The organism is Streptomyces sp. NBC_00859 (assembly GCF_045161865.1).
Classification (GTDB): Bacteria; Actinomycetota; Actinomycetes; order Streptomycetales; family Streptomycetaceae; genus Streptomyces.
The window spans coordinates 7416198-7435324 of sequence record NZ_CP108826.1; the positions used below are offsets into that span (position 1 = coordinate 7416198).

The following is a 19127-nucleotide window of genomic DNA, read 5'->3' on the forward strand; positions in this document are numbered from 1 at the left end:
CCCCCGTGAAAGGAAGAAGGAGCATGCCGAAGAGCGCCCTACTCGTGATGGACGTCCAGCAGGACATCGTCGAGCGTCACAGCAGTGACGCCGGGTACCTGCCACGCCTGGGCGGAGCGATCGACGCAGCCCGCGCGGCCGGTCTTCTCGTGGTGTACGTGGTGATCGGCTTCCGGCCGGGGCACCCCGAGGTCAGCCCTCGCAACAAGACCTTCCGGGCGCTTGCCGCCGGCGGCGGAGCCACGGGAGGTTTCGTCGAAGGCGACCCCGGCGCCCGGATCCACCCCGAAGTGCGACCGCGTGACGGCGACATCGTGGTGACCAAGAAACGGGTCAGCGCGTTCGCCGGGAGCGACCTGGCGATGGTGCTCGGAGCAGCGGGCACGGACAGCCTCGTGCTCACCGGCATCGCCGCCAGCGGCGTCGTGCTCTCGACCTTGAGGCAGGCCGCCGACCTGGACTTCGGTCTCACCGTGTTGGAGGACTGCTGCCTCGACGCCGATCCGGAGGTGCACCGGGTGCTGACCGAGAAGGTGTTTCCCCGTCAGGCGGACGTCGTCACCACCGAGAAGTGGGTCGCGGACCTCGGCCGGTGAGCCGGGACCGGCGCGGTGGCGGCGGCCCCTGAGGCGGGGCGGCCCCGCCTCAGGGGCCCTTGCGCCATGAGTGCGCGACCCGGGCGGGCACAGGGCGACGACCCCTCAGCCGCCGTCGCGCCGGCGGGTGTCCGACGACGGCCAGCCGCGGCGCTGATCGGCGGGCGCGAGCTGATCGACCACGTCGGCCAGCTCTTCGCAGGCCCGCTCGATGCGCCGGCGGACGTTCTTGTGCTCGGTGACGATGGCGGCCAGGAGCAGCGCGGTCAGCGCAACCGAACCGTTGAGCGCGGTGAGATTGATCATGGCTTCGAGCAGGGTGAGGCCGTGGAAAGGTCCCGTGCGCCCGGTGGCCGCGATGCCCGCCAGCACCGTGACCAGGATCGCGCAGGGCGCGCTGCCCGCCAGCTCGAAGCGGAGCGCTGCCCAGATCAGCAGGGGAAAGACCAGGAAGAGCAGGGCGTAAGGGGCTCTGGTCACCGCCGGGACCACGGCTGCTGCGGTCACCGCCAGAGCGCAGCCCTCCACCCATCTGTCGGTAGGCCGGGGAAGCCGCGCCCGCCGCAGGACGAGCAGCAGCGGGGTCACCACCAGGACGCCGACCGCGTCCCCGGCCCACCAAGCGAACCAGATCGGCCAGACACCGCTCCTGGGGATCTTGTCCTCGCTGAACAGCACAGCGGTACCGACGCTGGCGCTGATGAGCATGGCAGTGAGCGCCCCGAGGAAGATCAGGGCGGCGCCGTCCCGCACCCGGGACAGATCCATCCGGAAACCCACCTTGCGGAGCATCAGGAAGGCGCACACCGGGGCGAGCGTGTTGCCCGCCATGATGCCGATGTCGCCGGGAACGAAGCCGTGGCCGGTCGACACCACGGCGAGCAGAGCTCCGATCGCGATGCCCGGCCACATCGGCAGGCCCCAGAAGAGCAAGGAGCCCAGGGCGATTCCCGTCGGAGGCCACAGAGGCGTGACCATCGCGCCCCGCACTGTGACCTGCCTGAGCAGCCCGAGCCGGCCGGACAGGTAGTACGCGGCCGCCACGGCGAGGATCCGCAGGACTGTGGCCGTCGTACATCTCGCTGTCTCGCTGCGTGTCACGGCGCCCATCACACACCGTGCTCCGAGCCGTGGGCAGGTAAGACACGCGAGGTCCTGGGGGCTGTCATGCGGTCCGGCCGGGTGTGCTGTCGTGGCACAGCACCAGTACGGCGGCGTCGTCCTCGTGGCCTGTGAGTGCCGCGGCCTTGATGATCTCGTCGGCCAGCTCGTCGGCGTCGGCGCCGGCGAGGGCGCCCGCCCGGGTCATGACGGCGTCCAGGCCGTTCTCGATGGAGAAGGACGGCCCTTCGATCACGCCGTCGGTGACCAGGACGAACGAGCCCTGCTCCGTCAGTTTCCGCCGGGTGACCGGATAGCGCTGCTGCCCCTGGATACCCAGGGGCAGGCCGCCCGCGTCGTCGATGACGCCTGTCCGGCCGTCCGCCGAGGCCCAGATCGCCGGGACATGCCCGGCGCGGGCGCTTTCGATCTCCCAGGTGACCGGGTCGAAGCGCAGGAAGGTGCACGTCGCGAAAAGGTTGGAGTTCACCGACAGCAGCAGGTCGTTGGTCCGGCCGACAATCTCGCCCGGGTCCGACGCGGTGCTGGCGATGGCGCGCATACCGATGCGGATCTGGCCCATGAAGGCGGCTGCCTCGACGTCATGTCCCTGTACGTCGCCGATCGCGAACCCGAGCGAACCGTCCGGGAGCGGGAAGCCGTCGTACCAGTCACCGCCGATGTCCAGCCCGCTGCGGGCCGGGGTGTAGCGAGCCGCGGAACGCAGTCCGGGCAGGCCGGGGAGGCTGGCGGGAAGCATCTCGCGCTGCAGTGCCTCTGCCAGCTCCACACGCGCCTGATGAAGCTCCACCTCCCGCCGGGCCCGCGCCGTGAGCTGGTGGAGCGTGGTGAGGAGCTCGTCGGCGCTTGCAGAACGAGGAGGACGACGCCGGTTCATGAGCGGCTCCGCGGTGCGTTCGTTCCCGGACCGCGACCGGGGGTCCATGGTCGCGGCGCGGGCCGTGGTTCCGGCCCGCCGGGCCTCTCCTCTCCGACGCTCACGGTCCGTGGGTCCGGATACCGTCCCTTGCATCTTATTTCCGGAGCGGCGATCCCGCAGTCTCCGGTGGTGTACCGCGGGCGGGCCCGGCAGCCGCCTTGCAGACCCCGTGACACCGCCGGTGCCGCACCCTGCCGCGGCGCGGGCGCTCGTGCGCCGTGGCAGGGCGGCAGGGCACGGCGGCAGGGTCCGTACCGGAACGGAATACGTTCGGCGCGCTCGCGGCGGCTGTCAGGCCGTGGTGAGCGTCAGGCCGTACCGGTTCAGGACCTCGTTGATGGGCTGGAACCACGTCTGACCGCCGCTGGTGCAGTCGCCCCAGCCGCCTGATGTGGTGCCCTGGGCCTGGTCGCCGCTGATGAACGAGCCGCCGGAGTCGCCCGGCTCCGCGCATACGTTGGTCCCGGTCAGTTCGTAGACCGCCCCCTGGCTGTAGTTCACCGTCTCGTTGGTGGCCAGGACGTTCCCGCAGTGCCAGTGCGACGTGGAGCCGGAGCGGCAGATCGACGCGCCGACGGGCGCCGCCGCTGAGCCGCGGACCAGCTGGTCGGAGACCGTGCCCCAGCCGAGCACCACCGGGACCGTCCACCAGCCGTTGCCCACGCTGACCCAGGCGTAGTCGTCGCCGGGGAACGACGAACCCTGGAAGCTGCCGACGGCAGAGCCGTCCCAGCCGCTGACCGCGGCCCCCGGCTGCCCGCAGTGGCCCGCGGTGACGAAGCCGCCGTTGACGGAGAAGCCGATGGAGCAGCGGACGTTGCCCGTGTAGTACGGATCTCCGCCCACGGTGCCGGCGGACAGGGTCCGCGCGGCCGCGGGGACCGCGTGCACCGTAACGGGCCCTGTCTTGCGGGCACGCGCGACGAACGCCTGGACATCGTTGTCGTTCTTTGCTGAAGCGACGACGTCCACCACGACCCGGTTGGCCTCGGGGTCGACGTGCCAGCTGCTGACCGCCGCCGGTGCCGCCCCCTTGTCCAGCTGCTTCCTGGTCGCGTCGAGCCGGCGGGCGCTGTGTTTCACCAGCCTGACGGCAGCCCCGGTCGACCGGACGGCATCGGCCCGCCCTCCGGTGGTCAGGGCGACGGTCAGCTTGCCGCTGTTCGCGTCGTACCAGTCGCCGCCGTAGGAGTCGCCCGCGGCCCGGCGGGCCGCGCCCTGGACGGCTGTCGCCTTTCGCTCGGACGCCAGACGCGCCCGAGCCTGTCCGGCGGTCAGGCCGAGGTCCTTCTGCATGGCCGAGAGCAGGCCGGCGGAGGCCGGCAGCGCGGATCGTGGGGAGGCGGAGGAGGGGGAGCCGGCGGCGGAGGCCGGTACGAGACCTGCCGTCGCCCAGGTCCCGAGAACGAGAAGCGCGGACAGTGCGGTGCGAGTGAGCGTGCTGCGTCTCAAGGGTCTGGCCCTTCTGTTGTTCCAGCATCGTGGGGATGGAACAGCAGTCGTCCGGGCGCTCGTTCTGGGAGCGCTCTCAGACTGTGCCGCGACGGAGCGTAGCCGAAGCTGATGAGCAGGTCCATGCCAAACGAAGGGGTTCTTCGGGCGCATGGCTAGGCCCGACGTGGCGAAGCCTGAATTTCTTCTGATCTGATCTTGATTCGTACTTTCGTGTGCCTGGAGGTAGGGGCGAGTGGGACATTGATCGTCATATCGAACGCGATGAAACGGTCGGATGTGCGCCAGGAGGGGCTCAACGGATGAGCCGACGGGGTCGCCGCGCGTTCGGCCGTGTAGCGTCTCACCCAGCTGTCGTGGTTCCGAAGTACCTCTCGCCCGTGCGTACATGCACGGGCGGGTCTGCTGTTCGGCGTCTCCGAGGACCAGGGCGATCACCTCCGGCTCCCGCGAAGTGCGGGAGCCGACTTCGAGTCCCCTTGGAGGGCAATCATGGCCAGTGGCACCGTTAAGTGGTTCAACGCGGAAAAGGGTTTCGGCTTCATTGAGCAGGATGGTGGGGGCCCGGACGTCTTCGCCCACTACTCCAACATCAACGCTCAGGGCTTCCGCGAGCTGCAGGAGGGCCAGAAGGTGAACTTCGACATCACGCAGGGCCAGAAGGGCCCGCAGGCGGAGAACATCGTCCCCGCCTGATTCAGGTGGGTGTGCCCGCCTCCGGCCTGTGCCGGAGGCGGGCACTGCCGTTTCCGGATCTTCACGGGGTGTTCGGTACCTGACACGACCGCCGCGAGAGAGCGTGTGCCCGGCCGCGGTGTCCGCGCGGGCGTGTTCCGCAGGCGCGCTCTCCTGTTTGTGGGGATGATCTCCTGGGTACGGCAGTGAACGCTCTGCGCTGCCGCCGGAGCCGCCGTACGCGGGGAGGAATCTGATGACCAGTGCCGGAGGCCCCCCGGTAGGCACCATCACCACCGAGGTGCCCGCCCGGCTCGACCGGCTGCCCTGGTCCCGGTGGCACTGGATGATCGTGATCGGGCTCGGAACGGTCTGGATTCTCGACGGCCTCGAAGTCACCGTCGTGGGCAATATCGCCAGCCGGCTCTCGGAGAGCGGCAGTGGACTCTCCATCAGCGACTCCCAGGTCACCGGGCTCGGAGCCGCCCTCTACGTGGCGGGCGCCTGCTTCGGAGCGCTGGTCTTCGGCTGGCTCACCGACCGCTTCGGACGCAAGAAGCTCTTCCTGATCACCCTCGCCGTCTATCTGGCGGCGACCGCGATGACCGCGCTCTCCTTCTCGGCCTGGTGGTTCTTCCTCTTCCGGTTCCTCACCGGGTTCGGGATCGGCGGTGAGTACGCGGCCATCAACTCGGCCATCGATGAACTGATCCCCAGCAAGTACCGCGGCCGGGTCGACCTCATCATCAACGGCAGTTACTGGCTCGGTGCGATGGGTGGCGCTCTGCTCTCGGTCCTTGCCCTCAATACCGACATTTTCCCCGAAAACATCGGCTGGCGCCTCACGTTCGCGCTCGGTGTCGTTCTCGGCCTGGTGATCCTGCTGGTGCGCCGGCACGTACCGGAGAGCCCGCGATGGATGTTCATCCACGGGCAGTCCGACGGCGCGAACGCGATCGTCGACGGAGTCGAGAAGGAGATCGAGGAGGAGACGGGCTCCCGGCTTCCGAAACCGGGCAGTGCCATCACCATCGAGCAGCGCAGGAGCGTCAGTTTCGTCGAGATCGGCCGCACGCTCTTCCGCTCGTACCCCAAGCGCGCGACGCTCGGCTTCTCGCTCTTCATCGGCCAGGCGTTCCTGTACAACGCGATCACCTTCGGGTTCAGCTCCATCCTGGTGAAGTTCTTCGGCGTGTCCAGCGGCGCGACGGGCTACTTCTTCGCTGTGATCGCTTTCGGTAACTTCCTCGGCCCGCTCTTCCTCGGCAAGCTCTTCGATACCGTCGGGCGCAGGAAGATGATCTCGGGCACGTACATCCTGTCCGGACTGCTGCTCTTCGTCACCGCCTGGTTCTTCGACCAGGGCTGGCTCAACGCGACCACGATGACGGCGTGCTGGTGCGTCGTGCTGTTCTTCGCCTCGGCCGGTGCCAGTTCGGCCTACCTGACCGTGAGCGAGATCTTCCCCATGGAGACCAGGGCCATGGCCATCGCCCTGTTCTACGCGCTCGGCACGGCGGCCGGCGGTATCTCGGGCCCCCTGATCTTCTCCGGTCTCACATCGAGCGGCGTGGTCTCGGATGCGGTCCTGGCCTTCTGTATCGGTGCCGCCCTGATGGTGGCCGCCGGAGTGGTCGCCGTGCTGTTCTCGGTCGACGCGGAGGGCAAGTCGCTGGAGGACATCGCCCGCCCCCTCTCCGAACGCGCAAAGGGCGGCGGACCTGCCGCGCCGCCGAGCGCCCCCGCCGTATGAACGTCAGGAAGGCCCGGACATGAGCGGCGACGAACGCCTGGGGAAGTACCGCGGCAAACGGGATTTCGGGACGACGTCCGAACCCCGCGGCGACACGGTGCGCCACGGCGACGCGCCCTGCTTCGTGGTGCAGATCCACGACGCGCGCCGGATGCACTTCGACTTCAGGCTCGAGGTGGACGGCGTGCTCAAGTCCTGGGCGGTGCCGAAGGGGCCTTCCGCCGAGCCGAAGGACAAACGGCTCGCCGTGCCCACCGAGGACCATCCGCTGGAGTACCGGGACTTCGAGGGGGTCATTCCGAAGGGCGAGTACGGGGGCGGCACGGTCATCGTCTGGGACGAGGGGACGTACCGTCCGCTCAGTCACGACCGCCGCGGCCACGCCGTTCCGTTCGGGGATTCCATCGAACGCGGCCACGCGACCTTCTGGCTGGAGGGGTCCAAACTGCACGGGGAGTACGCGCTGACGCGATTCCACGGCGGCCGCGACAGTACCGAACCCGAGGCCTGGCTGCTCATCAAGGCCAAGGAGAAGACCGGCACGGTGCACGACAGGACCGGCAGGAGCCGGGCACCTGCGGCGCCGGGCGCGGGCGCCCCGGACCCGCGCCGGGCCCGCTCGGTCCGTACCGGAAGAACGCTCCAGCAGGTCGCCGAGAGCGCCGCGGACGGTGACGGCCGGGGCTGACGGCTCCCACCGCCCCGGAGCGGCCCGGCCGTCCCGGGGGAGGGCCGTCAGCAGGCCGACGGAGAATTCCGGATCCGGAAACGCTGGATACGTGCTGGTTGGGCAGACGCCAGTCGTGCGGGCGGCGCCACCTGTGTGGTGGTGGGACAGCCCGTGGGCCGCAGGCACCGGACCGGCGGCTTCACGAAAGGACATGTTGATGAACAGCTCCCCGGAGCAGCAGCGCGACTCCGCACCGACGGTCACCGAGCCCGTCCCGGATCTGCAGCTGCAACTGCTGGTCCGGCTGCTCGGCGACCAGCTGCGGTCGAGTCTGCCGGTCACGCTGAACGTTCCGGGCGGTGTGCTGTACGGAGATCTCATCGCGCACGAGGCCTGGAAGGCCGACTGGTCGAAGAGCCTGCGGGAGCTGGGCGGATCCGGCGCCGATGTGATGGCGGGATTCCCGGAGACCGTCGACCAGGCTCTCAGTGAACTCCACGGTGACGAGGGGCCGCACCAGTTGCCCCGCTGGATCCACTTGCGTGACGCCACGCTGGTGGCCGGCCCGGTGAACGCGGTGACGCTTCCCCTGTGGCGCGGACGGCTCGCCGATGTGTCCGGCTGGTCGCTCGGCCGGCCGGCGTGAGCCGCTGAAGACGCCCGGACCGGTAACCGGCCGCGGGGGCCGGGACGTCCGCCGTCCCGGCCCCCTGTCTCATGCCCTTGGCACCACGCCCTTTCGGACGCTGTGCCTTTGCTGCCGGCGTACCGCTGTGGTCAGTGCGGAAGGCTGCCGGGCGCGGTCGCCCAGGTGGTGTCGGGCTTGTCCGTCAGCCGGTAGGCCAGGCTTCCGCCCGATGTGACCAGCTGTGCGTCCGTCCATGAACGGTCACTGCTGCGCCCGTCGACCGAGAGCCCGCTGATGTACGGATGTGCCGGGTCCGCCGCGGGAGCACTGAGGGTGATGTCACCCCTGCCCGCGCGGCTGAGGACCGCCTTCGGGAACAGCGGGGCGCCCACCAGCATCGAGGCGCTGCCCGGCGTCTGCGGATACAGGCCGAGTGCGGAGAAGACGTACCAGGCCGACATGGTGCCGAGGTCGTCGTTCCCCGGCAGCCCGGCCGGGCCGGTGCCGTAGACGGTGTCCAGGATCTGCCGGACGGTCGCCTGTGTCTTCCAGGGCTGCCCGAGTGCGTTGTAGAGCCACGGGGCGTGGATCCCGGGCTCGTTGGTCGGGTCGTAGCGCACGGCGTCGCCGCCCTTGACCGACCAGGAGCCGTCCGCCTTGTGGAAGAAGCCGTCCAGCCGTCCGGCTGCGGCGCTCCGCCCGCCCATCTCGGCTGCCAGCCCCTGGACATCCTGCGGCACCATCCAGCTGTAGGTGGCGCTGGTGCCCTGGGCGAACCCGAGGTCGCTGCCGGGGCTGAACGGCATCACCCACGAGCCGTCCGCGTTTCGCGCCTGGATGTAGCCCGCGTCCGCGGTGGCCCGCGGGTTGAAGACATTGCGCCACCAGCTGCCGCGTGCGGTGAACTCGGCGGCCTCGTCGTTCCTGCCGAGCAGCTTCGCCCACTTCGCGAGAGCCGAGTCGGCGACCGCGTCCTCCAGCGTCTCGGCGGCGCCGCCCCAGCAGTGGCAGACGTCCTGGGGCGCGTAGTGCGAGGTCAGGTACTGGGCGAGGCCGGGCCGCTGGCCGGTGCACTGACCGGGACATCCGGCGTCGGATACGTCGTCCGGACGGGGAACGGTGGCCTGGCGCACCAGGGATTCGAAGGCGCCGCGGTAGTCGAAGTTCCGCACACCCATGGCGTAGAAGGTCGCCAGCGTCGCCGCTGTCGGATCACCTGTCATGACATGTGTGGCGCCGCTGATGTGCACCCAGCGATCCCATACACCGTCGTTCTGGCGGGAGAAGTTGTACAGCGACTGCGCGAAGTCGCCTGCGACCTCCGGCTTCAGGACGGCCAGCAGCTGTATCTGGGCGCGGTACTGGTCCCAGCCCGAGAAGTTGCTGTACTGCGCCCGCTGGCCGCGTTCGATCCGGTGCGGGGCGCCATCCATGCCTGGATAGCGGCCGTCGGTGTCGCTGATCAGGTTCGGCTGCATCAGTGAGTGGTACAGCGCTGTGTAGAACGTGGTGCGCTGCGCCGTGCTTCCGCCGCCGACCTGTACCGAGCGCAGCTCGCGGTCCCAGGCACGGCTGGTACTCCGTGCGACATCCGCGACGCCCGCCCGGGGCGCGATCTCCTTGCGGAGGTTGGTCTCGGCGCCGCCGAGGCTGACGTAGGAGATACCGAGATGCATCTTGACATCGTTGTCGGACGAGGTGTCGAAGCCGACCCAGCCACCGGAGCCGCGGCCCGCGCGGTCGGCTCCCGTCGCGTAACCCTCGCCGCCCGAACCGCTGACGGAACCGGGGGAGAGCGTTCCGTCCCGCCAGGTCCCGTTGGAGGAGAAGGCCCGGTCGAAGGAGGCGCTGAAGTACAGCTTGTAGTAGCTCTTGCGGTTGTTGGTACCGCCGTTCGCGCGGCGGCCGCAGAAGGCCCCGGTCAGCACCCAGCCGGTCACCTTGTGGTGGGCGGTGTCGATGTCGACGTGCGCGTCCTCGCTGCCGTTGAGCGAGTTGGACACGCGGAAGAGCAGATTCGCCGGCTTCCCGGCCGGGAAGGTGAAGTCGGCGACGCCGGCCCGCCGGCTGACGGCGAGATCCGCCGACGCGCCGGAGTCGAGGCCCACCCGGTAACGGCCGGGAGTGGCGCTCTCGTTCTCGTGCTTGAAGCCGGAGGCGTAGACCGCGTCCTTGGTATCGGCCGACGGGGACGAGGTGACGTCTCCGACGAACGGCATGACCGGTACGTCGCCCGCCGCGCCCGGAGCGCATCCCGCGCCGTTGACGTGGGTGAGGCTCAGGCCCCGCATCCGTGTCGTGTTGTAGTCGTAGCCGTTGGCGGCGCCGGTGTCGGTCTGGTCGCCCTTCGTGCTGGTGGGGGACCAGCCGATCATTCCGAACGGTGCGGTGGCGCCGGGGTAGGTGTTGCCGCCGTTGGACGAGCCGATGAGCGGGTCGACGTAGGCGGTCGGCCGCTGCACCGGGGCAGCGGCATCGGCCGACGGCGCGAGCAGGACGGCGGCCAGCGCGGTGGCGACTCCCACGGCGGCGGTCGACGCGAACGTCCTGCCGGGGGAGCGGGGTGGTCCGAAGAGCATGGAACGGCCTTCCGGCGGTAGCGGGTGGTCAGCACCCCGGTGGCGGCCCGTCGTCGCGCCGCCACGCAGGGGCGACGCGATCATAAGTCGCCCGGACCGTACGGGACATGACGCCGACACCCCTTCCGGTGAACGGCGGGTGAAGGGCGCCGGCACGGGTGGTGCGATGCCACGCGTGTCGAACACACTGCCGGGGCGGGGGACCGGCGAAGGTGGTGGCAGACAGACCGTCCCGGGTGCGGCCGACCGGCGCGGTTCCACTCGTACGGCCGAGGAGCAGCGGATGAACACCGCAGACGTTCTGGAAGAAGAGTTCGGCCGGATCCAGGAGGCAGTGCACGAGGTGGTCGAAGGGCTTCCGGCAGGGGATCTCGGCGACCGGCTGGACAGCGGGGCGAATTCGATCGCCTGGCTCGTCTGGCATCTGACCCGGGTGCAGGACGGCCATGTGGCCGAAGCGGCCGGGCTGGAGCAGGTGTGGCTCGCACAGGGCTGGGCCGGCCGCTTCGGGCTGCCCTTCGACGACACGGAGACCGGTTACGGCCAGAGCGCCCGGCAGACGGCCCAGGTCCAGGCGGGCGCCGAACTGCTGACCGGATACTACGACGCGGTCCACGAGCAGACCGTGGGCTTCGTCAGGGGGCTCGACGACGCGGCACTCGACCGGGTGGTGGACGAGGCATGGTCGCCGCCGGTCACGCTCGGTGTCCGGCTGGCCAGTGTCATCGCCGACGACCTGCAGCACGCGGGCCAGGCCGCCTTCGTGAGGGGAGCCCTGGAACGCCGCTAGCGACGGTCCGTTTTCCGGCCCCGTGGTCCATGGCCGGAACTGAGCCGTAATGCGGGACAAACCAGGGAAAGTTAAGCTAGGGCCCCTCAGCCCTCCTCCGGAGCGACCGTATGGCAGGACGAGAACTTCCCCTGATCGGGCCGGGAGAGCGGCTGGCCCTCAACCGCATGGGCAGTTTCGACTGGGACCTGCACGCCGGGACGCTGCAGTTCGACGAGGCCGGTCTCGCCGTCTTCGATCTGCGCCCCGACGAGTACAGCGGCCGCCCCGAATCCCTCGGCAGCCGTATCCCGCCCGAGGAGGGCAGCAGGCTCGACGCCGCGCTGGCGCAGGCCGTCCGGGACGGCCGGTCGTCGTTCGGGGTGTACTTCCAGCTGCGGCGCCGCAACGGTATCCGGCAGTGGACCCACGCACGTGGCCGGATCCTGAGGGACGAGCAGGCGGCCCCGTACCGAGTCGTCGGCATCGTGCGCAACGCCACGACCGAGCTCACCGAATTCGCCACGGTCAGTCCGATCGAAGCAGGCCGCCGGCGGATCACGAGCATGGTGCAGAGCACCACGGACGCACTGTCCAGGGCGGCCACCGTCGAAGATGTGACGGCGGTCCTCACCGGCGACGACGGTCTCGAACGCTTCGGTGCGGACGGACTGGCCCTCGGCCTGGTCGCGGGCGGCGCCCTGGAACTCGTCGCGCTCGCCGGAGACTCGATGCACGTCCTCGACGAGCTCAGGCGTCACCGGCTGGACGACTCGCTGCCGCTCACCAATGTGGTTCTCACCCAGCAGCCCCGGTTCACCACGTCGATGGGCGACCTCTCGGAGGAGTTCCCCCGGCTGCGCCCGTATGTCCGGCGCATGGGGGTCGACGCGGCGGCCTTTCTGCCGCTGATCGCACAGGCCCGCTCCATCGGCTGCCTCGCGCTGTTCTACCGGGGCCGCACCCACTTCTCGTCGGAGGACCGCAACCTCGGCCTGGGACTTGCGGCCATTGTCGCCCAGTCGCTTCAGCGTGCTGTCCTCTTCGACCAGGAGAGGGAGTTCGCCGCCACGCTCCAGTCCGCCATGCTGCCGCGCCGTATCCCCGAGTTCGCGGACGCCGAGATCGCCGTGCGCTACCACTCGGCGTGGAGCGGCAGGGAGGTCGGCGGCGACTGGTACGACGTCGTCGCTCTGCCGCGCGGCAGGGTGGGCGTCGTGGTCGGTGACGTGCAGGGCCATGACACGCACGCATCGGCCATCATGGGCCAGCTCCGCATCGCGCTGAGGGCGTACGCGGGGGAGGGGCACGCCCCGGGGACGGTGCTGGCGCGCGCATCCCGCTTCCTCGCCGAACTCGACACGGACCGCTTCGCCACCTGCACCTACGCCCAGATCGATCTGGCATCGGGCGCGATCAGGGCGGTGCGCGCCGGACACCTCGGGCCGCTGATCCGCCACACCGACGGGCGGGTCGGCTGGCCGAACGTGCGCGGTGGTCTCCCGCTCGGCCTGGGCTCGCAGTTCGGGCTGGAGGAATACCCCGAGACCCGGCTCGACCTGGTGCCCGGTGAGACTCTGCTGCTCTGCACCGACGGCCTGGTCGAGGAGCCCGGCACCGACATCGGTGTCGGAATGGACGCGCTGGCCGACGCGGTGCGCCGTGGCCCTGCGGAGGCGGAGCGGCTCGCCGACCATCTGGCCACCAGTCTCTGGGAGCGCTGGGGCACGAGTGACGATGTCGCCCTGCTGGTGCTGCGCCGGGCGCCGGACCCCGGGACCCCGCAGGCGCCCCGTATTCACCAGTACGTCCACCAGGCGGATCCGGAGGGGCTGGCGGAGGCCCGTGCCGTCCTGCGTGGCGCGCTGGAGGCCTGGGGGCTCGAGGAGCTCGTCGACGATGTCGAACTGGCGGCGGGCGAACTCCTGGTGAATGTGCTGCTGCACACGGAGGGTGGCGCGGTCCTCACCCTCGAAGTCCTGCCGGAGCCGGTGCGGCGTATCCGGCTCTGGGTCAAGGACCGGTCGAGCGTCTGGCCGCGGCGTCGCACCCCCGGCGAAGCGGCGACATCGGGGCGCGGCCTGATGATGATCGATGCGGTGTCGGCCCGCTGGGGTGTCGAGCCGCGCGGGGACGGCAAGGCCGTCTGGTGCGACTTCGAGCCGCCCGGCACCGGTCCCTGAGCGGGCGTCGCCCCGGGCGCCGGACAGGTATCCGCTGACCCGCGGGACTCCCGTACCGGGCGCACCGCGGCGGTCGGGGTGGTCAGCAGCTCCATGCGGCCGGCGAAGCGGCGGTGGAGCGCGATTCCCGGCGTCGGCGTGGCCCGGTCGCGTTGACCGAGGTGCCCGCCTTCACCGTCCTGGCCGGTTGCTCCCGTGCGGTGTCCCCTTGGCTCGCGCCTGGTCTGCTTTCGCGGACACGCCCGTCCGCTCGTACGGGCCCGTATCGCCCACCTTGACAACCGAACGTAACGGCTTCACTCTTGAGTTAGAGCTTATAACTAGAGATTGAAGCACTTACGAAAGGCAGTGACGATGACGAACACCGGCAACGACCGCTCAGCCGGGAACACCCGCTCGCGCAGGACCGGCACCGTCACCGAGGTGGTCCTGCCGGGCATCGTCGAGCCGGAGGGCCTGGAGGTGCGGAGCAGCCCCATGCCCGTCGCCGGGCCCGGCGAGGTGCTGCTGGAGATGGAGGCCACCGGTGTCTCGTTCGCCGAGCAGCAGATGCGCCGGGGCAAGTACTACGACCAGCCGGCGTTCCCCTTCGTGCCCGGATATGACGTGGTGGGCAGGGCCGTGGCGGCCGGGCCGGACGTGGACCCCGCGATGGTGGGCGGCCGGTTCGCCGCTCTGCTCAAAACCGGGGGCTGGGCGAGCCGTCAGGTGGTGTCCGCGGCGGACCTTGTCCCGGTGCCCGCCGGCGTCGACCCGGCCGAGGCCGAGACCCTTGTCGTCAACGGGATCACCGCCTGGCAGATGCTGCACCGCGCCGCCCGCGTCCGGGCCGGACAGACCGTGCTGGTGCACGGCGCCAACGGCGGTGTCGGCTCCACACTCGTGCAGCTCGCCCTGCTCGCCGGTGTCCGGGTCATCGGTACGGCTTCACACCGCCACCACGACGCCCTGCGCGCCCTCGGTGTCGTCCCGGTCGACTACCGGGCGCCCGGTCTGGGCGACCGGCTCAGGGCCGCCGCGCCGCAGGGGGTGGACGCGGTCTTCGACCACGTCGGCGGGGATGGTGTTGTCGACTCGTTCCGGCTGCTGGCGCCGGGCGGCACTCTCGTGTCCTACGGCACCGCGGCCACCCGTGACGCGCCGGGATCGTCCAGGCTGCCCGTGCTGCGCCTGGTCGCACGCCTGGCCCTCTGGAATACGCTGCCCAACGGTCGCCGCACCACCTTCTACAACATCTGGGCGGGCAAGCGGCGTGCCGCGGCGTTCAGGGCCCGCACGCGGGCCGATCTGACCCAGGTGCTGGCCCTGCTCGCCGACGGCTCGCTCACCGCCGCGGTCGCTGCCCGGCTCCCGCTGGACCGCGCGGCTGAAGCGCTGCGGCTGGCCGAGTCGGGAACGGTTGCGGGGAAGGTCGTGCTGATCCCGGCGGTGTAACCCGGCGGCCCGGTGGCGGCAGGGGCCCGGCCACCGGAACCCAGCCACCCTTGGGGCCGCCACTGCGCTGTCCTACGGGACGTAGTTGAACGTGTCCGGGTCGGGCCCGGTGCGCTCGCCGCGGTCGAGGCCGGTGATGGAGGCCATGTCGGCTTCGGTCAGCTCGAAGTCGAAGAGCGCGAAGTTCTCCTCGACCCGCGAGCGCGTGACCGACTTGGGGAACACGATGTCGTTGCGCTGGATGTGCCAGCGCAACGTGACCTGCGCCGCCGTGCGGCCGAGCCGCCGGGCGATGCCGGTGATCGTCGGGTCGTCCAGGACCTTGCCCTGAGCGATCGGCGACCAGGCCTCGGTCTCGATCCGGTGCCCGGCGCCGAAAGCGCGGACCTCGTCCTGCGTCAGATAGGGGTGGACCTCGATCTGGTTCACGGCCGGCACGATCTCGGTCTCCTGCAGGAGCCGCCGCAGATGGTGCGGCTGGAAGTTGGACACCCCGATCGCCTTCGCTCGTCCGGAGCGGTAGATCTCCTCCAGGGCCTTCCACGTCTCGACGAAGTCGCCGACGCCCGGCAGCGGCCAGTGGATCAGGAACAGGTCGAGGTAGTCGAAACGCAGCTCGGTGAGTGTCCGGTCGAACGCCTTGAGCGCGTCGTCGTGGGCGTGGAAGCCGTTGTTCAGCTTGCTGGTGACGAAGATGTCCTCGCGGGCCAGGCCGGAGTCGCGTACCGCCTGGCCGACCTCCTTCTCGTTGCCGTACATCTCCGCGGTGTCGATGTGCCGGTAGCCGGTCTCCAGGGCTGCCAGCGTCGCGGCCACGGTGTCGGCAGGCTCGATCTGATACGTGCCGAAGCCCAGCTGGGGGATGTGGATGCCGTTGTTCAAGCTGATGGTCGGAACCGCGTTCACAGTCATTCCTTGCCTCGTCCGGATGATGCTTCGGTCGGAGGGCGGCCCGCGCCGCACCCTGCGTCCAGGGTGCAACGGCCTGGGCGCCCTGTCGCTTCGGCTGCCCGGCACAGCTGCCGCCATGCGGGGTTGCGGCCCGGCGGTGGCGGCGCAGACGGGGCGGTCATCACCATTCCAAAAGAATGGAACACGTTCTACTGTGCCCTCGATCCGATGCCGCACCGAGGAGGGGCCGTGCACCTCGAATACACCCCCGAACAGCAGCAGCTGCGTACCGAGCTGCGCGTCTACTTCGCCGGTCTGGTGCCGGACAACGTGTACGCGCGGTACGCGGACCCGGCAGCTCAGAAGCTCTTCTACCGGGAGACCGTCCGCCGTCTGGGCGGTGACGGCTGGCTGGGTGTCGGCTGGCCGCAGGAGTACGGCGGGCGCGGCCTGTCCCCGATGGAGCAGTTCATCTTCTTCGACGAGGCGGCGCAGGCCGGTGTGCCGCTGCCGCTGATGGCGCTCAATACCGTCGGCCCGACCATCATGCAGTTCGGCACCGATGAGCAGAAGTCGTACTTCCTGCCGAAGATCCTCAAGGGTGAGATCGACTTCGCGATCGGCTACAGCGAGCCCGATGCGGGCACCGACCTCGCCGCGCTGAAGACCCGAGCCGTGCGCGAGGGCGACGAGGTCACCGGCCACTACACCGTGAACGGCCAGAAGATCTGGACGACGAACGGGGACACCGCCGACTGGGTGTGGCTCGCCGTCCGCACCGATCCGGCCGCCCCCGCGCACAAGGGCATCACCATGCTGCTGGTGCCGACCGACGACCCCGGCTACTCCTGCACCCTCATCAACACACTGGCCTCACACGACACCACCGCCAGCTACTACGAGGACGTCAGGGTCCCCGCGTCCCGCCGGGTCGGTGACGAGAACAAGGGGTGGCGGCTCATCACCAACCAGCTCAACCATGAGCGCGTCACCCTCGCGGCCCACGGCACGATGGCCATCCGCGCGCTGCACAACGTCCAGCGGTGGGCCGCGGAGACCGAACTCGACGCCGGGCGCCGGGTCATCGACCTCGGCTGGGTACGCGGCCGCCTCGCCCGCACGCACACCCGGCTCGACGCAATGAAGCTCCTGAACTGGCAGATGGTCAACGCCGTGCAGAACGGAACGCTCACCCCCCAGGACGCGTCCGCCGTCAAGGTGTACGGCTCGGAGGCCCGCAGGGACGCCTACGCCTGGCTGATGGAGGTCGTCGGCGCGGCCGGGCCGCTCAAGGAGGGCTCGGCCGCCGCGGTACTCCACGGCGAACTGGAGCGCGGCTACCGCTCGGCCGTCATCTTCACCTTCGGTGGCGGCAACAACGAGATCCAGCGGGAGATCATCTCCTGGATCGGACTGGGGATGCCCCGCGTGCGGCGGTAGGACTGTGTGACGAGGAGTTCTGGACCCCTCAGCCCCGCCGTTTCGGTTGACGTGAGGCCGACTGGCGGCCGGGAACGCGAAAGTGCCTTCTGATCCGGGACGAGGAACCTCGTCGCGGGGCTCCGCCGGTCCAGATGCCAGGCGCTCTCTCCGTGCAGGGAGGGTGTCGGTTCGCGTCCCTGGCTTCATCTCCCCGCCGACGGTGGAGGGGCGGTGGGCCGTGCCGGGGCACGGCCCACCGCTGATCTCGCGACGGCACCGGACCGATCAGTGCGTCGCGGACTACGCGTCACGCTCGTGATCGATGAACGCGGTCAACGCGTTCACAGTTGCGTCGGGCTGCTCGTCGGGAATGAAGTGTCCGGCCTGTGGGATGAAGACGCCGGTCGCGTTCTCTGCCCACGGGCTGAGGGAGGCGGCCATGTCGGGGATCGAGCCATGGGAGCCGGAGATTCCCAGGACCGGAGCGGTCAAGTGCCCTCGTTCGAGAGCGTCATGATTTTTACGCGCCGATTCCGCGGCGTCGCGGTAGTAGGCGAGAGACGCCGAGAGACCTCCCTCGGCTGCGATGGCGGCGGCGTAGTGGTCGATCTCGGCGCCGTCGAAGGTGTTGGGGGACAGGGCCTTGACCTTCAAGAACCAGCCGACGTAGTCACGCTCTCGGCCGGTGAGCAGAGTCTCGGGCAGTTCGGGCACCAGGTGGAAGGCGAAGTGCCAGGTCTTCCAGGCCCGGTCGGGATCCGTTGGGACGGATTCCGGGAGGGTGATTCCGGGAATGCCGGCGTCGAGCAGAGCGACACCAAGCAGGCGCGCTTCGTACTTCAGGGCCAGCGAGAAGGCAACCCAGGCCCCGATGTCGTGGCCGACGAGCCAGTACTTCGGCACGTGGAGCGCGGTCAGCGCTGCCTGGACACGCGAAGCGACGGTGTGGGTGTCGTAGCCCCCTTGAGGGCGGTCGGAGTGGCCCTGCCCCGGCAGGTCGATCGCGATCACGTGGAATCGCTCGGCAAGGCCCGGCATCACCTTGTGCCAAGCCCACCAGGTCTGCGGGAATCCGGCGAGCAGGACGACGGTGGGACCGGCAGGTCGGCCGCCTTCCACGGCGTGGAGCCGGATTCCTTCCGCATTGACCCAGCGGTGAGTGAAACCCGCAAGGTCGTACAGCGGCAACCCGGGGAGCGGGTTCTGGTCGCAGGGGCCGTTCGGGGCTATGGCGTCGTCGGTCATGAGCTGAGCCTACTGCATCTTGAACTGATTGGTTCAAGATAGGATGGGCAGGTACACAACGGCTGGTCCGAGAACGAGGTGCACGCGTGATGGCCGGGAAGAAGCAGTTCGACGTGGGCATCGCGCTCGACGCGGCGATGGTCCAGTTCTGGCGGGCCGGATACGCCGACACGTCTCTCGACGACCTGACCAGGACGACCGGACTGAACCGCAGTTCCATCTACTCCTCGTTCGGCGACAAGGACTCGCTCTACCTGCGCTGCCTGGACCGCTACGCCGCGCGGTACGGAGACAGGTACGACCAGGCGCTTTCACGTGCGTCCGAGGAACCGCTCCAGGCGGTACGGGCGTTCTTCGAAGTCACCCTGCGGCGCATCGCCGACCCCGACGTACCCGACGGATGCCTGATCGCCCAGACCGCAATGGCGGCGCCGGTGCTCAGCCCCACCATCGCGGCCCGCGCGATCGAAGCTCTGGGCTTTCAGCATGCGCGGCTGCGGACCGCCTTGGACGCCGCGCGGTTGGCCGAAGGCGATGCCGACGACTTCGCGGTTCACATAATGGCGGTCAACCAGTCGCTGGCCGTGATGAGCAGGACCAGGGCGAGCCAGAAGCAGCTCCGCACGGTCATCGACATCAGCATGAGCGCGCTCTCGCACGCCTTGCATGCCCGGAGCTAAGGGCTGTCCCGGAACGCCGCGATGCCCGAGCAGTGAAAACACCCGCCCACAGGACAGCCGGCGATCGACAACGCCTCCTCGCCCCAACCGCAACAGCGAGGTTAAGCAC

The 19127-nt window shown here is 69.8% G+C and carries 16 protein-coding genes; 10 read left to right on the plus strand and 6 right to left on the minus strand.

The annotated features are described in order from the left end of the window. Positions 1-23 precede the first annotated feature (23 nt). Positions 24-596 (plus strand): cysteine hydrolase family protein, encoded by a 573-nt coding sequence (locus OG584_RS32720; protein ID WP_405783271.1) that lies wholly within the window; start codon positions 24-26, stop codon positions 594-596. Positions 597-701: 105 nt separating this feature from the next. Here the strand turns inward: OG584_RS32720 and OG584_RS32725 are convergent, their stop codons facing one another. The 3 genes from OG584_RS32725 to OG584_RS32735 form a co-directional block, all read right to left on the minus strand. Beyond that, positions 702-1697 carry an MASE1 domain-containing protein gene (locus tag OG584_RS32725; protein ID WP_405783272.1) on the minus strand — a complete coding sequence of 332 codons (996 nt, stop codon included), beginning with the start codon at positions 1695-1697 and terminating at the stop codon, positions 702-704. A 64-nt stretch (positions 1698-1761) separates the two neighbouring features. Then, entirely contained in the window at positions 1762-2595 is an 834-nt protein-coding gene (locus tag OG584_RS32730) for a PP2C family protein-serine/threonine phosphatase (protein ID WP_405783274.1), read from the minus strand. A 333-nt stretch (positions 2596-2928) separates the two neighbouring features. Then, on the minus strand, positions 2929-4089 hold the full coding sequence (locus OG584_RS32735; protein ID WP_405783275.1) for a S1 family peptidase: 1161 nt from the start codon (positions 4087-4089) through the stop codon (positions 2929-2931). Between the two features lie 492 nt (positions 4090-4581). Between OG584_RS32735 and OG584_RS32740 the strand changes: the two genes are divergently transcribed. The 4 genes from OG584_RS32740 (at position 4582) to OG584_RS32755 (ending at position 7833) form a co-directional block, all read left to right on the plus strand. Beyond that, complete coding sequence (locus tag OG584_RS32740; RefSeq protein ID WP_164262258.1) at positions 4582-4785, plus strand: cold-shock protein; 204 nt, start codon at positions 4582-4584, stop codon at positions 4783-4785. A 235-nt stretch (positions 4786-5020) separates the two neighbouring features. Then, positions 5021-6517: an MFS transporter gene (locus OG584_RS32745; protein ID WP_405783277.1), complete on the plus strand. Its 1497-nt coding sequence runs from the start codon at positions 5021-5023 to the stop codon at positions 6515-6517. A gap of 19 nt (positions 6518-6536) precedes the next feature. Further along, on the plus strand, positions 6537-7205 hold the full coding sequence (locus OG584_RS32750; RefSeq protein WP_405783279.1) for a DNA polymerase ligase N-terminal domain-containing protein: 669 nt from the start codon (positions 6537-6539) through the stop codon (positions 7203-7205). 199 nt (positions 7206-7404) lie between these two features. After that, positions 7405-7833 carry a hypothetical protein gene (locus OG584_RS32755; protein ID WP_405783281.1) on the plus strand — a complete coding sequence of 143 codons (429 nt, stop codon included), beginning with the start codon at positions 7405-7407 and terminating at the stop codon, positions 7831-7833. 131 nt (positions 7834-7964) lie between these two features. On the opposite strand, the gene OG584_RS32760 is transcribed toward OG584_RS32755, so the two are convergent. After that, positions 7965-10394, minus strand: coding sequence for a GH92 family glycosyl hydrolase (locus OG584_RS32760; RefSeq protein WP_405783283.1), 2430 nt, complete (start codon positions 10392-10394; stop codon positions 7965-7967). Positions 10395-10677: 283 nt separating this feature from the next. Between OG584_RS32760 and OG584_RS32765 the strand changes: the two genes are divergently transcribed. From OG584_RS32765 to OG584_RS32775, 3 genes are all read left to right on the plus strand, one after another. Then, the gene (locus OG584_RS32765) at positions 10678-11184 is read left to right on the plus strand and encodes a DUF664 domain-containing protein (protein WP_405783285.1); all 507 of its coding nucleotides are present in this window, start codon (positions 10678-10680) and stop codon (positions 11182-11184) included. A gap of 110 nt (positions 11185-11294) precedes the next feature. Next, the gene (locus OG584_RS32770) at positions 11295-13346 is read left to right on the plus strand and encodes a SpoIIE family protein phosphatase (RefSeq protein ID WP_405783286.1); all 2052 of its coding nucleotides are present in this window, start codon (positions 11295-11297) and stop codon (positions 13344-13346) included. A 354-nt stretch (positions 13347-13700) separates the two neighbouring features. Beyond that, positions 13701-14780: a medium chain dehydrogenase/reductase family protein gene (locus OG584_RS32775; protein WP_405783288.1), complete on the plus strand. Its 1080-nt coding sequence runs from the start codon at positions 13701-13703 to the stop codon at positions 14778-14780. Positions 14781-14852: 72 nt separating this feature from the next. Here the strand turns inward: OG584_RS32775 and OG584_RS32780 are convergent, their stop codons facing one another. Beyond that, complete coding sequence (locus tag OG584_RS32780) at positions 14853-15686, minus strand: aldo/keto reductase (protein WP_405783289.1); 834 nt, start codon at positions 15684-15686, stop codon at positions 14853-14855. A 234-nt stretch (positions 15687-15920) separates the two neighbouring features. Here OG584_RS32780 and OG584_RS32785 point away from each other — a divergent pair, with 234 nt between their 5' ends. Then, positions 15921-17111, plus strand: a complete 1191-nt coding sequence (locus OG584_RS32785) for an acyl-CoA dehydrogenase family protein (protein ID WP_405783290.1) — start codon at positions 15921-15923, stop codon at positions 17109-17111. 282 nt (positions 17112-17393) lie between these two features. On the opposite strand, the gene OG584_RS32790 is transcribed toward OG584_RS32785, so the two are convergent. Beyond that, positions 17394-18338: an alpha/beta fold hydrolase gene (locus OG584_RS32790; protein WP_405783291.1), complete on the minus strand. Its 945-nt coding sequence runs from the start codon at positions 18336-18338 to the stop codon at positions 17394-17396. Between the two features lie 89 nt (positions 18339-18427). Between OG584_RS32790 and OG584_RS32795 the strand changes: the two genes are divergently transcribed. Then, positions 18428-19018 (plus strand): TetR/AcrR family transcriptional regulator, encoded by a 591-nt coding sequence (locus OG584_RS32795; RefSeq protein ID WP_405783293.1) that lies wholly within the window; start codon positions 18428-18430, stop codon positions 19016-19018. Positions 19019-19127: the final 109 nt, after the last annotated feature.

Bases quoted from the DNA above. Each gene is read 5' to 3' on its own strand.
- OG584_RS32720 (WP_405783271.1), top strand. From the start codon at position 24: ATGCCGAAGAGCGCCCTACTCGTGATGGACGTCCAGCAGGACATCGTC.
- OG584_RS32730 (WP_405783274.1), bottom strand. From the start codon at position 2,595: ATGAACCGGCGTCGTCCTCCTCGTTCTGCAAGCGCCGACGAGCTCCTC.
- OG584_RS32740 (WP_164262258.1), top strand. From the start codon at position 4,582: ATGGCCAGTGGCACCGTTAAGTGGTTCAACGCGGAAAAGGGTTTCGGC.
- OG584_RS32745 (WP_405783277.1), top strand. From the start codon at position 5,021: ATGACCAGTGCCGGAGGCCCCCCGGTAGGCACCATCACCACCGAGGTG.
- OG584_RS32750 (WP_405783279.1), top strand. From the start codon at position 6,537: ATGAGCGGCGACGAACGCCTGGGGAAGTACCGCGGCAAACGGGATTTC.
- OG584_RS32755 (WP_405783281.1), top strand. From the start codon at position 7,405: ATGAACAGCTCCCCGGAGCAGCAGCGCGACTCCGCACCGACGGTCACC.
- OG584_RS32760 (WP_405783283.1), bottom strand. From the start codon at position 10,394: ATGCTCTTCGGACCACCCCGCTCCCCCGGCAGGACGTTCGCGTCGACC.
- OG584_RS32765 (WP_405783285.1), top strand. From the start codon at position 10,678: ATGAACACCGCAGACGTTCTGGAAGAAGAGTTCGGCCGGATCCAGGAG.
- OG584_RS32770 (WP_405783286.1), top strand. From the start codon at position 11,295: ATGGCAGGACGAGAACTTCCCCTGATCGGGCCGGGAGAGCGGCTGGCC.
- OG584_RS32775 (WP_405783288.1), top strand. From the start codon at position 13,701: ATGACGAACACCGGCAACGACCGCTCAGCCGGGAACACCCGCTCGCGC.
- OG584_RS32790 (WP_405783291.1), bottom strand. From the start codon at position 18,338: ATGACCGACGACGCCATAGCCCCGAACGGCCCCTGCGACCAGAACCCG.
- OG584_RS32795 (WP_405783293.1), top strand. From the start codon at position 18,428: ATGGCCGGGAAGAAGCAGTTCGACGTGGGCATCGCGCTCGACGCGGCG.